This window comes from Streptomyces sp. NPDC000878, from assembly GCF_053599695.1.
Genome location: NZ_JBSFMT010000004.1, coordinates 170,685 through 184,262, shown reverse-complemented (window position 1 = coordinate 184,262; position 13,578 = coordinate 170,685). Strand labels below are relative to the sequence as shown.

At 70.5% G+C, this 13,578-nt stretch carries 4 protein-coding genes; all 4 read left to right on the top strand.

The window, feature by feature from the left end; translation table 11 throughout:
• Positions 1 to 32 precede the first annotated feature (32 nt).
• From ACWDR4_RS06010 to ACWDR4_RS05995, 4 genes are read left to right on the top strand one after another with little or no spacing between them, the layout of a single operon-like run.
• Positions 33 to 1,061 carry a GHMP family kinase ATP-binding protein gene (locus ACWDR4_RS06010; RefSeq protein ID WP_450404435.1) on the top strand — a complete coding sequence of 343 codons (1,029 nt, stop codon included), beginning with the start codon at positions 33 to 35 and terminating at the stop codon, positions 1,059 to 1,061.
• Positions 1,062 to 1,063: 2 nt separating this feature from the next.
• Complete coding sequence (locus ACWDR4_RS06005; RefSeq protein WP_450404432.1) at positions 1,064 to 3,373, top strand: pyridoxal-phosphate dependent enzyme; 2,310 nt, start codon at positions 1,064 to 1,066, stop codon at positions 3,371 to 3,373.
• Positions 3,370 to 6,753 (top strand): AMP-binding protein, encoded by a 3,384-nt coding sequence (locus tag ACWDR4_RS06000; protein WP_450404430.1) that lies wholly within the window; start codon positions 3,370 to 3,372, stop codon positions 6,751 to 6,753. Before ACWDR4_RS06005 ends, ACWDR4_RS06000 begins: the two co-directional genes overlap by 4 nt.
• Before the next feature lie 22 nt (positions 6,754 to 6,775).
• Positions 6,776 to 13,549: an amino acid adenylation domain-containing protein gene (locus ACWDR4_RS05995; RefSeq protein ID WP_450404428.1), complete on the top strand. Its 6,774-nt coding sequence runs from the start codon at positions 6,776 to 6,778 to the stop codon at positions 13,547 to 13,549.
• Positions 13,550 to 13,578 lie beyond the last annotated feature (29 nt).

Genomic DNA, 13,578 nt, shown 5'->3' with positions numbered 1-13,578 from the left:
CGTGCCGGCTCGGTACGGACACGGGGGAGCAGATGACTGGACCACCAGGTGAACAGCGCGAGGCATCGCTGTACGGCCCCGTCCAGGAGGACGGCGTCGGCGTCGGTGCCGCGAACGGAACCTTCGGCGAACTGTTGCAAGGAGTGCTGCCCGAGAACGAACTGGACTTCCTCGTCACCCTTCCGATCACCTCCTCATCCACCGCGGAATTCCACTTCGCACCATCCCACCGCGAGGTAGTGGTCCAGCCGCCGCACAAGACCAAGTCCCGTCTGCTCGCGGAGCGCATCCTGCGGGCTCATGGCCATCACGGCGGCGGTTCTCTGACCATCACCACCGATCTGCCCGAGGGAAAGGGCCTCGCCAGTTCCTCCGCCGATCTGGTGGCCACGGCCCGCGCCGTCGGTGAGGCATTGGGCGTACGGCTCACGGAGAAGGAGATCGAGTTGTTCCTGCGCGGCATCGAGCCGTCGGACGGCGTCATGTACCCGGGAATCGTCACCTTTTACCACCGGGAAGTGCGGCTGCGCGAGAAGCTGGGATTTCTTCCGCCTCTCACGATCGTCGCCCACGACGCCGGGGGAATGGTGGACACCGTCCGGTTCAATCAGTCGAAGAAGCCACGCAGCGAAGCCGAGAAGCGGGAGTACGCGCATCTGTTGAGGGAACTCACGGACGCTGTTCAGGTCGGTGATCTCCGGACAGTGGGTGATGTCTCCACCCGGAGCGCGGAAATGAACTCCACGCTCTCTCCGCGAAAACACTTCGACGATCTGCTGCGCATCTGCCGGGACGTCGGTGGGCTCGGGCTGGTGCTCGCGCACAGCGGGACGAACCTCGGTGTGCTTCTCCCCGGCGACGAGGACGAGCAGGCGGACAGCGTCGAGTACGTCCGGAAATCGTGCGCCGCGTTCACCGGCAGCGTGTCCGTCTACCGCTCGCTGGGGCCGGAGGGCCAGAGACCTGACGGGCCGGAGAGACCCGAAGACCCACTGCTGCGAGATCCGGAAACCCCCGAAGCACCGTTCACCACATCCGTCGGCCACCACCCAGGGACCTGAACATGCTCTTCAACAGTGTGGTTGACGCCATCGGGCACACCCCGCTGGTACGCCTTCGTGTGGCCGGCGCCCCCGGTGCCGAGGTCTTCGCGAAGCTCGAACTGCAGAACCTGTTCGCCATGAAGGACCGCGTCGCCCGGAACATGATCCTGGAGGCGAAACGCACCGGCGCCCTCCGTGACGGCGCACCCATCATCGAGAGTTCCTCCGGGACCATGGCACTGGGCGTCGGCCTCGTCGGGACCGCCCTCGGTCACGACGTGCACATCGTCACCGACCCTCGGATCGACGAGGTCACCCTGGCCAAACTGCGTGCGCTGGGATGCCAGGTCCATGTCGTGGAGGCGATGAGCGAACACGGGTGGCAGAGCGCCCGGCTGGAACTGCTCGACCGCCTGCTCGCCGACCTGCCGGGCGCCTTCTGGCCACAGCAGTACAGCAACCCCGACAACCCGGGCGCCTACCGCCTGCTCGCCGACGAGATCCTGGGCGACCTCGGGCCGATCGACGTACTCGTCGGCTCGGTGGGCAGCGGGGGATCCTTATGCGGCACCGCCCGTGCCCTGCGGGACACGCTGCCGGACCTGACCGTGGTCGGGGTCGACGCCGTCGGCAGCGTGCTCTTCGGACAGCCCGACCTCCCCGGCAGGCTGCAGAGCGGCCTCGGCAACAGCCTGCTGCCGAAGAACCTCGACCGCCGCCTGATCGACGAAGTGCACTGGCTCAACGACGCCGAGGCGTTCGAGTCCACCCGCGCCCTCGCCAGAGACCAGCAGATCTTCGCCGGGAACACCTCGGGGTCGGTGTACCGCGTGCTGTGCGACCTCGCCGCCCGGGCCGAACCGGGCATCCGCATCGTCGGCATCCTCCCGGACCGCGGAGACCGCTACGTCGACACCGTGTACAGCGACCCGTACTGGACGGAACAGGGGCTGCACGAGCTGGACACAGCATCCGGGCCCCGGGCCGTCGAGCCGGGCCGGGTCGTGCACGGGTGGTCCCGCACACCACGCGAGGGCGACGGCACCTCCGGGCTGCGCCGGCACCTTCTCTTCGTGGAGTCCAACACCACGGGGACCGGCATGCTCGCGCTGGAGACGACGCGCAGGCTCGGACACGAAGCCGTCCTCCTGACCAGCAGTCCCGAGCGGTACGCCGGCCTCGCCGAGGCGGAGTGCGAGGTGCTGCTCTGCGACACGAACTCCCTGGCTGAGCTGCGCCGTACCGTCCAGGACCGCTTCCGCCGGGAGGAGATCACCGGAATCACCACCACCAGCGACTTCTACGTCCCGATGGTCGCCGACCTGGCGGCGTGGCTGGGACTGCCGGGCAACCCCGTGGCGGCGGTGGCCGCCTGCCGCGACAAGTCGGCGCTGCGGCAGAAACTGAACTCCGCCCAGGTACGCCAGCCGCGCTTCGCCGCCGTGACCGACGTCGCATCGGTGGCCGCGGCGGTCGACACGGTCGGCCTGCCGTGCGTGGTCAAGCCGGCGGACGAGTCGGGCTCCACGAACGTGCTCCTGTGCACGACCCGGGAACAGGCCGAGGCGCAGGTCGAGAGGATCCTCGCCGTCCGGGTCAACGCGCGGGGCCTGGCCACGGCCGGAACCGCGCTGGTCGAGGAGTACCTGGACGGACCCGAGTTCAGCGTGGAGATGTTCAGCTGGAAGGGGGAGACGCGCTGCATCGGCATCACCGAGAAGAGCGTCACCGGCTCCCCGTACTTCGTCGAGCACCGTCACCTCTTCCCCGCCCCGCTCTCCCGCACGGTGGCGGGACAGCTGGAGGATCTCGTGCGCCGTGCCGTGGAGGCGGTCGGCATCGAGCTGGGCGCCACCCACACCGAGGTGCGGCTCACCGAGGACGGCCCGGCGCTCATCGAGATCAACGCCCGGATGGCCGGCGGCATGATCCCGGAACTCATCCGGCTGGCCACCGGGACGGAACTCCTCGAACAGCAGCTGCGCGTCGCCCTGGGACAGCCCCCGGAGCCGGTCGCAGAGCCGACCCGTCACGCCGGCATCCAGTTCCTCCTCGCCGACCGGGAAGGAGAACTCGCCGGGGTCGACGGCGTCGAGCAGGCACGCGACATCGACGGCGTCGACCGCGTGGTCGTCACCGCCCGTCCGGGAGCCGCCGTACGTCCGCCCCGCGATGCCTACGACCGCCTGGGCTACGTCATCGTCCACGGCGACTCGCCCACACAGGTCACCAAGACCTGCGCCGACGCCATCGGCCAAGTCACACCCCGGATCCACGACGCCCCGCGGGAGCCGGGCTACTCGACGGCGGAAGGGAGGACGGCACGGTGACGGAGCTGCGAACCCGCCCGCCCGTGGCGTTCCGCTCGATCCCGGCCGCCCTCTCCCACTGGGCCCGGGAACGGCCGGACGCCACCGCGTACACCTTCGTCGGCACCGAACTCGCCGTGGAACGCACCGTCGGATACCGGGAGTTGGAGCGGTCGGCGCTGAAGGTCGCGGCGTACCTCCAGCGCACGGCCCGCCCCGGTGACCGGGTCCTGCTGCTCTTCCCGCCCGGACTCGACTACCTGACGGCGTTCCTCGGCTGCCTGTACTCCGGCGTCGTCGCGGTGCCGCTCTACGCGCCACGGCCCGGCGCCAAGCTCGACCGCATCGCGGCGGTGGCCGACAGCTGCCGCCCCACGCACGTGCTCACCACCGACGAACTCGCCGGGAAGCTGGGGGAGACCTTTCTGCCGGAGGGCGCTGCGGGCGGGCCCGGGGTGCACACCGTCGAGGCCATGCTGACGACCGACCACGAGCTGTTCCGCCCGGTCGAACTCGCCGCCGGGGACCTCGCGTTCCTGCAGTACACCTCCGGATCCACCGGCCGGCCCAAGGGCGTGATGGTCAGCCACGGCAACCTGGTGGAGAACGAGACGGCGATCGCCGACGGCTTCGGAGTCCGCCCCGACGACGTCATCCTCAGCTGGCTGCCGATGTACCACGACATGGGGCTGATCGGCACCGCGCTGCTGCCGCTCTTCTACGGCATCCCCGCCGTGCTGCTCAACACCTTCGCCTTCGTCCACGATCCGATGATCTGGCCGACCGCGATCGCCCGCTTCGGCGCCACCTGCTCCGGCGGGCCCAACTTCGCCTACCAGCTCCTCGTCGACCGCTACGACCCCGCGCGGCTGGCCGGAGTGGACCTCAGCTCCTGGCGGGTCGCCTTCAACGGAGCCGAACCGGTCAGTGAGCAGACTCTGCGGAGCTTCGCCGCCCGCTACGCCGAGCACGGCTTCCACGCGGATGCCCTCTACCCCTGCTACGGGCTGGCGGAGGCCACCCTCTTCGTCTCCGGAGCCCAGCCAGGGGCAGGCCACCGCACCGGGCTGTTCGACCGGGGCGCCCTGGAGAAGGGGCGGCTCCAGGCCGCCGCCGGGGGATCGGCGAACGCCGTCGCGATCGTCTCCTCGGGCGCTGCCGCCCTCGGCACCACCGTCGTCATCCGCGGCGAGGGCGGCGCGAGCCTGCCGGACGAGGCAGTCGGAGAGATCTGCGTGCGCGGCCCGAGCGTCGCGCAGGGCTACTGGGGCGACCCCGCGGCCACCGAGAAGACCTTCCGGGCCCGCGTCGCCGGGCACCAGGGACCGTTCCTGCGCACCGGCGACCTCGGCGCCGTCAAGGACGGGCAGCTCTATCCGGTGGGGCGGAGCAAGGACCTCATCATCGTCGCCGGACGCAACTTCCATCCGCACGACATCGAGAGCGTCGGCTCCCTCAGCTCCCCGTACCTCCGCCGGGGCGCCGCCGCCGCGTTCCAGCCGGACGCGGGGGAGCGGGACGTCATACTGGTGCTGGAGGCGACCCGCGACGGCGTGGCCGCACTGCGCGCCGACGAACAGACGGCGCACGCACTGGCCGAGAGGGTACGGCGAGCGGTCGGGACTGAGTGCGACGTGCACCTCTCCGACGTGGTCCTCGTCTTTCCGGGCTCCCTGCCCAAGACGTCCAGCGGGAAGATACGCAGGGCCGAGACCAGACAGCGCCACCTCGACGGCACCCTGCGCCTCGTGCGGCGGCCCCGCCCCGCGCCCGTCGGCACCCCCTCGGTCGAGCCGAACACCGGCCGGGAGACACTGCGCGACACACTCGGCCGGCTCGCCGCCGCCCACCTGGGATACGAACCGACCCCGGAGGACCACAAACAGCCCCTGGCGGCGCTCGGTCTGGACTCGCTCAAACTGGTGACGCTGAAGGGCGGAGCGGAGCGCCTCCTGGAGCGGCCGGTCGAGGCCGGCCTCTTCTACGGCGACCGCTCTCTCGCGGAGATCGCCGAAGAACTCGCCGCCACCCCGGTCCCCGCCAACTCACCGATCACGCCTGCCACCGGGTCGCCGGGTGACGGCACCGGAACCCATCCGGCGTCCGAGGGCCAGGTCCAACTCGCCTTCCACGACGAACTGCACCCGGAGGACACCGCCAACATCCTGCCGACGGCGCTACGCGTCGCCCGCCGGCTGGACCCGGACCGCCTCCGCGCCGCCGTCACCGCCGCGCTCATCCGGCACCCCGCCCTGCGGACCACACTGGGCCCGCTCGGCACCGGCACCCAGGTCGTGCACGACAGCCTCCCGCTGGACTTCCAGCTCCGGGAACAGGAGACCGAGGATCCGCAGGAGGCCCGCCGCTTCCTGGAGGACGTCGCCTACCGGCGGTTCCCGCTGACGTCCGGCCCTCTCGTACGGGCCGCCGCCGTACTCACCCCGAGCAACACCCTGCTGCTGCTCGCCTGTCACCACGTGGTCGTCGACTACTGGTCGCTGCGGATCGTCATGGCCGAGATCCTGGCCGATGTGCTGGGCGTCGACGACACCCCCGGCCCCGGCCCCGCCCCCGGCGTCGCCGGCGCCGGCGCGATCGAGTGGGCCGGCGCCCAGAAGGCCGTACTGGACTCGGAAACGGCGAAGACGCACCTCGCCGCCCTGACCGAGCGATGGCACCCACTGCGCGACCAACTGCTCCTGCCCCAGGCGCTACCGGCCAGGCGCCGACGCAACCCGGCGGCCGTCGTCGACTTCGAGGTGGACGCCGCGACCGCACGCCAGGTCCACGACCACGGCCGGGCGCGCGGGCACACCCCGTTCGTCCTTCTTGCCGCCGCGTACCTGCGCGCGCTGCACCGGGTCACCGGACACCGGCAGATCGTCATCGGCACGCCGCACCACGGGCGAAGCGACTGGCGCTACGCCGAGACCGTCGGCTACCTCGTCAACATGCTGCCGCTGCTCGGCGACTTCCCCGAAGGCGACGCTCTCGACGAACTGGCGGAGCGCACCTGGCGGGAGCTGCGCACCGTCCTGGACACGGCGCACATCCCGCTGTCCCGCCTGATCAGAGCCCTGGCACCCGAGCGACACGGCCAACACCCGCTCTTCCAGGCGACGTTGACCTTCCAGCAGTCGGCCGGCGGCTGGCTCGACGACGGCTTCGCGATTCCGTGGAGCGGCTGCCGCCAGACCTACGGCGGTGTCGAACTGGAGGCGTACGACCTACCGCCCCGCGACGTCTCGTTCGCCTTCAGCCTCTACGGCACCCGCCACGGCGACCGTCTGGTGTTCCGCCTCCAGTACCAACGGGATCTGGTCACGGAGAGCCAAGCGGCGCGCGTGTGCGAGGAGTTCAGGGCCGGCCTGCGAGAACTGACCGCCCTTCCCCAAACGTGAGATGGATTTCCGGAGGTTCACAATGAAGCGCAACGAGACCCAGGGCACCACTCTGTCTTCCGTCAGCGGTTTGGCGGAGGCGTTCGCGGCGTCGGTGGCGGCGTACCCGGAGCGCGTCGCGGTGAACGACGCGGAGCGGAGCTGGACATACCGTCAACTGGACGAGACAGCCGCACAGTTGGCGGCGGCGTTGAGTGCGGTCGCGTCGGATCCTGGGCGTCCGGTGGGGATTCTGCTGGAGCGGTCGGCGTGGATGGTGGCGGCGGCGCTTGCCGTGGTGCGCACCGGCTCCTCGTACGTACCACTGGATCCGGAGACGCCTCCCGCGCGACTGGAACTGATCGTCGAGGATGCCGAGCCCGCAGCGGTGATCACCACCCGATCCCTTGCCGGGCGAGTACCCGACGGCGTCGCCACCGTCTACGTGGACGATCCACTCCCGGAGCCCACTGCGGAGGAGCCCGGCGTCGCCGTCGACCGGGACACCCGCGCGTACATCATCTTCACCTCTGGCACGACGGGCCGGCCGAAGGGTGTGCAGGTCTCGCACGGCAACGTCCTGAGCCTGCTCGCCGCGTGTGAGGAGGGGTACGACTTCGGTCCCGAGGATGTGTGGACGCTGGTGCACTCCTTCGCCTTCGACGTCTCCGTCTTCGAGATGTGGGGCGCGCTGCTCCACGGGGGGCGCCTGGTCGTCGTACCGGCGCAGACCGCGAAGGATCCTGCGGCGTTCCGTCGGCTGCTCCGCGACGAGCAGGTCACCGTGCTGAGCCAGACGCCCACCGCCTTCCAGCCGCTGTGGGCGGAGGACATCCGCTTCGCCGACCGGCTGCCCCTGCGCTGGGTGATCTTCGCCGGAGAAGCCCTGCACTTCTCGGATCTGCGGGCGTGGTTCGCCAAGTACGGGGATGACTCGCCCTGCCTCGTGAACATGTACGGGATCACGGAGACGACGGTGCATGCCTCCTTCCGCCGGGTGCGGAGTGAGGATCTCCGGGCGGGGGCCTCGCTGATAGGCCACCCGTTGCCGGGTCTTGGTTTCCTGCTGGTGGGCGAGGATCTGTCGGAGGTGGCGGACGGGGAGGTCGGCGAGATCGTGGTGACCGGCCCCGGGGTGAGCCTGGGCTATCTCAAGCGCCCGGAGTTGAACCGGGACCGCTTCGTCGAGCTGCCCGAGGGCGGCGGGCGCGGTTATCGCTCCGGTGACCTGGCTCGGCTGACCTCCACCGGCGAGTACGAGTACCGAGGCCGCAAGGACGACCAGGTCAAGATCCGCGGCTTCCGCATCGAACTCGGCGAGATCCGCTCCGCGTTGACCGATGTTCCTGGTGTCCGCCAGGCCGCCGTCATCGCCGCCGCGCCGAAGGCGCCGGAGAGCCCGGTGGTGAAGGAACGGTTGGTCTCCACCGAGATCACCAATATCCGGGATCTGGTCCGTGGCGGCGCCCGGCCCCGTGCCGGAACCGCGGACAGCACGCCCCGGATCGTCGCCTACGTCGTCGCGGGAGACGGGCTCGACCCCGACCAGCTCTTCGCCCACCTCCGGCAACACCTGCCGCACTACATGATGCCCGCGTTCGTCATCCCGGTCGACGCCCTTCCGATGAACCTCAATGGCAAGATCGACAAGGCCCGCCTGCCCGCTGCGACAGTGGCCGGCAGCCTCAGGGAGAGCACCCCGCAGGCCCTCCCCGGTGACGACATGCCCGAGGCGGGTGCGGAAACCACCGTCCGTACGCTCGTCGCTCTCTACGAGGAGGTGCTCGGCGTTCAGGGCGTGACCGGGAACGACTCCTTCTTCAGCGTGGGCGGCGACTCCATCCTGGCGCTCAAGCTGCGCGCGAACGCCGAGAAGCGCGGCATGACCCTGGACCTCGCCGACATCTACGCCCTGCAGACGCCGACAGCCCTCGCCGCCGTCGCCGATCAGGCGCCGACCGCCGAGGAGCCCGTCGCACCGTTCAGCATGCTCGCCCCCGAGGACCTGGAACGCGTCTCGGCCACCCCAGGGATCGAGGATGCCTACCCCGTGGGCACCCTCCAGGCCGGTCTGCTCTTCCACAGCGCCTACCTGACCGACGTCAACATGTACTGCGACGTGTTCTCGTTCCGGCTCAAGGACACCTACGACCACGCGGCCATGGAGCGGGCCATCGCCCGGGCCGTGGACCGCCACGACATCCTCCGCACCTCCTTCGACCTCACCGGCTACTCCGAGCCGCTGCAACTGGTGCACCGCACGGCCACCGTCCAGCTCACCGCCACCGACCTGACGCACCTTCCGGCCGCCGGACGGGAAGCGGAACTTCAGGCGTGGCACGCCCGCGAGGAACGCGTCCGCTACGACTGGGCGAACCCGCCGCTCTCCCGGTTCCACACCCACATCCTGGGCGAGCGGGAGTTCCTGTTCTCCATGAGCTTCCACGACGCCCTGCTCGACGGGTGGAGCGAAGCCTCGCTGATGACCGAGTTCCTGAGCGACTACTGGGCCATCAAGAACGGTGAGGAGAAGGAGACCGCTCCCCGTACGGCGCGCCGCTATGCCGACTTCATCGCCCTGGAGCAACGGACGCTGAACGACCCGGACGTCCGCACGTTCTGGGCCGGTGAACTGGCGGGCGTGGAGCCGACGCTCCTGCCGCAACTGGTCAGTGGTTCCTCGGACGTTCACGAAGGAACGATGGGCTTCCTCAGCGTGGACATCCCCCCGGAGCTGTCGGACGGCCTCGACCAGGTGGCCCGTTCCTGCGGCGTCACCGTCCGGCACGTCCTGATCGCCGCCCACGCCCGGGCGGTCGCCACGCTGACCGGGCGCGACGACGTCGTCCTGTCCGTCATGTCCAACGGCCGTCCCGAGGACGAGGGCGGCACCGAGGTCTTCGGCCTGCACCTCAACATGGTTCCGTACCGGCTGCACAGCGGTGCCGTGCGCTGGGGCGACCTGATCCGCGCGGCCCTGGAGAAGGAGACGGCGCTCCTGCCGGTGCGGCGCTACCCCCTCGCGGAGATCCAACGGCTGGTCGGGATACGGGAGTTGACCGACATCAGTTTCAACTACACCCACTTCCACAGCTACCAGCGGCTCGCGGCGGCCACCGAGCTGGAGGTCCTGGACGCCAAGGCGTACATCCACACCAACTACACGCTCCGCGCCGAGTTCAACCGGGACCCCTTCAGCGGACTGCTCGCCCTGGACCTCGAAGGGAACATGCAGCGGGTCTCCGAGGAGCAGCTGCGGCGGATCGCGGGGCTGTACCGCAGTGTGCTGGAGAGCATCGTGGCCGGGGTGCACCGGGTGCCCACCCGGCGGGAACTGCTGGGGGAGGAGGAGTGGCGGGAGCTGCTGGCCGGCTTCGGTGACCCCACGCCGCAACCCCTGTCGGCGGACGGCTGGTTCCAGGTGTTCGAGCAGTCCGTCGCCGCGCACGCGGAGAAGACCGCCGCCGTGTGCGGCGAACACGCCCTCGGATACCGGGAGTTGGCCGAGCGGGTCGGGGGACTGGCCACCCGGCTGGCCGAACTGGGCGCCGGACCCGGCACGGTGATCGGGCTGGGCGCGGGCCGCGACCTGGACTTCCTCACCGCCGCCATGGCCGTCATGCGCACCGGCGCGGTGTATCTGCCCTTGCCCAACGGCCCTGCCCGGCGCGTCGCCAGCATGCTGCGCACCAGCGAAGCCACCCTGCTGCTCAGCGGTGAGACCTTCGCCGAGACGCTGACCGCCGCGGCCGTCGAGGCGGCGGGCGAAGCCGCTCCGATCCCCGTGCTCGACCTGCGGACGGTGCTCGCCGAGGCCGCGGACCGTGAGTCGTACGCCGGCCCGGTGCCGTCCGGCCGGGACAGCGCCTACGTCACCTTCACGTCCGGATCCACCGGAGAGCCGAAGGGCGCGCTGATCCGGCACGACGGGATGCTCAACCACATCGAGGCCAAGGTCGAAGCGCTGGACATCGCCGCCGGCGACCTGGTGTCGCAGGACGCAGCCGCCACCTTCGACATCTCGGTGTGGCAGCTGCTGGCACCGCTCGGCGTCGGCGGCACCACGGTGATCTACCCGGACCCGGTCAGCCAGGACCCGCCCCGGCTGCTGCGCGCGCTCGCCGAGGACGGCGTCACGATCCTGGAGGTCTCCCCGTCCGTCCTCAGCGTGATCAACGCGGAACTCGCCTACTACGGCGTGGACACCTTCCCCGGCCTCGCACTGCGCTGGGTCGTCTGCGCCGGCGAGGCGCTGACGCCCAAGACCGTCAACACCTTCCGGCGGCTGCTGCCCAAGGTGCGCTTCCTCAACATGTGGGGAGCAACCGAACTCTCCGACGACGTCACGCACTTCGAGGTCGTCGAGGACGTCGACGAGCGGATCGCCTCGGTCCAGCTCGGCCGGCCGATCCGCAACAGTGCCGTCTACGTCCTCGACGACAACCGGGAACCGGTTCCCGTCGGAACCCCGGGAGAGCTGTACGTGGGCGGCCTGGTCGTCGGCGCCGGCTACCTCAACGACCCCGAGCGCACCGCCAGGACGTTCGTGCCCGACCCGTTCGCCGACGACCCCCGGATCCTCGCGTACCGCACCGGCGACCGCGCCCGCCAACTCGCCGACGGCGGTTACGAGTTCCTCGGCCGTATCGACAGCCAGCTGAAGATCCGCGGCCAGCGCGTCGAACTCGGCGAGATCGAGGCCGCCCTGGCCGGACTCGACGACCTCCAGGAGAGCGCGGTCGTCGCCCGCACCTTCGACGAGGGCCGTGGCAAACAGCTCGTCGCCTTCTACGTGCCGAAGGTCGCCGAAGGCGTCGTCGGCGACGGCACCCTGCCGGCGCAGGACGCACCGGTGCTCCGCCTGGACGTCGCCCCGTCCGACGTCCGTGACCGGCTGGCCAGGACGCTGCCCCGCTACGCCGTCCCGGACTTCCTCATCCGCCTCGACGAACTCCCGCGCAACACCAACGGGAAGGTGGACAGCAAGGCGCTCGCCACCTGGAACGTCGACAGCCTGATCACGGCCCCGACGGAGCGGGCGGAAGAACCAGCCACCCCCACCGAGGCCGCGGTGTGCGACACCTGGGCGTCCGTCCTCCGGCTGGAGCACCGCCCCGGCGCGACCACCAACTTCTTCGACCTCGGCGGACACTCGCTCCACGCCACCCAGGTGATGGCCCGACTGCGCGACCGGTTCGGCGTGGACCTCCCGCTGCGCACCCTCTTCGAGAACCCGACCCCCCGCGAGCTGGCGGCCCTCTACGAGGCCGGCACCGGCACGGACCGGCCCGCCTCCCTCGGCGCCGTCACGATTCCCCGGCGGCCGGAGGGCACGGTGGAACTCCCGCTCGCCGGCAACCAGGCCAGCCTGTGGTTCCTCAGCCAGGTCGATCCCGACGACCGGTCCTACGAGGGGGTCTCCCTGCTGCACCTCACCGGCCGCGTCGACATCGACGCCCTCCGGTACGCGGTGGACACCCTCGTGGACCGCCACGAGACCCTCTCCGTGCGCTTCCGCGTCCGGGACGGCATCCCGTACCAGGTGTCGACGCCCGAGGCCCGGGTCCGCCTGGAGGTGGAGGAGGTGACCGACGGCATCGACGCTGACCTCGAAGTGCGGAAGGAGTACGTCTGGCAGCGTGCCGCCGAACACCGCTACGACCTGGAGCGCGGACCGCTGGCGGTGATCCGGCTGTACTCCTTCTCCGCCACCGAGCACATCCTGGAGTGGAGCAGCCACCACGTCATCTCCGACGGCTGGTCGATCGACGTCGCCGTCCGGGAGATCACCGAGGCGTACCTGGCCCACCAGGAGGGCCGCGCGCCGCGCCTGCCCGAACTCACCGTCCAGTACGGCGACTACGCCGTCTGGCAGCAGAAGCAGCTGGAGTCCTCCGCCGACCAGGAACGGGCCTTCTGGCGCTCCTACCTGGACGGCTACCCGGGAGAACTCCCCCTGGTCACCGACCACGAGCGCACCGAGGACCGCTCCCGAGCCCCCGGGTACGTCACCCGGACATGGGACGAGGAAGCGACTCGGCGTCTCACCGACCTCACCCGGGCGCGCCGGACCACCCTCTTCATGCTCGTCCAGGCGGCCACCGCGGTCGTCATGGCCCGCTTCGGACAGCAGTCCGACGTGGTGCTCGGCACCGGCGTGGCCGGCCGCACCGTCCCCGGCACGGAACACCTGCTCGGCTTCTTCGCCAACACCCTGCCCTGCCGCTACCAGGTGGACCTCGACCACACCGCGACCGACCTCCTGGAATCCGTCACGGCGAGCGCCCTGACCGCGCTGGAACACCAGCTGACGCCGTTCCAGGAGATCGTCAGGACGGCGGACGTGGCCCGTCGGCCCGGCGTGCCACCGCTGGTCCAGGTGATGGTCACCGTGGACAACTACCCCATGGAACTGGGGGAGTTGCCCGGACTGACCGCCACCCTGGAACAGATGCCCTCGCAGACCAGCCAGTTCGACCTGTTCTTCCGGTTCCTGGAAGGGGACCGGCTGCGCCTCGACGTCCAGTACGACTCCACCCTCTTCACCGAGGCCACTGCGGAACGGCTGGTCGACGCCCTCACCCGGGTCCTCGACGCCTTCCTGGACGAGCCGGACCGGAGCCTGGGGACGGTGCCGCTGGCCACCGAGGAGGAGTGCACGGAACTCGCCCGCATCTGGGCGGAACTCACCAGCGACAGGCTGGACTTCGGCAACGCGGCGGAGGCAGCCACGGTGGCCGACTCCCCGCACTGGTCGGCGTTCGTCGACCAGGTGGAGGCCCAGGGCCTCCTGCCGGCGTTGCTGCTCACCCTCTGACCCGCCGGACGCGCGACGCGAGCGAAGGA

Excerpts from the sequence above, each read along its gene's own strand:
- ACWDR4_RS06005 (WP_450404432.1), top strand. The coding sequence starts at position 1,064 with ATGCTCTTCAACAGTGTGGTTGACGCCATCGGGCACACCCCGCTGGTA.
- ACWDR4_RS06010 (WP_450404435.1), top strand. The coding sequence starts at position 33 with ATGACTGGACCACCAGGTGAACAGCGCGAGGCATCGCTGTACGGCCCC.
- ACWDR4_RS05995 (WP_450404428.1), top strand. The coding sequence starts at position 6,776 with ATGAAGCGCAACGAGACCCAGGGCACCACTCTGTCTTCCGTCAGCGGT.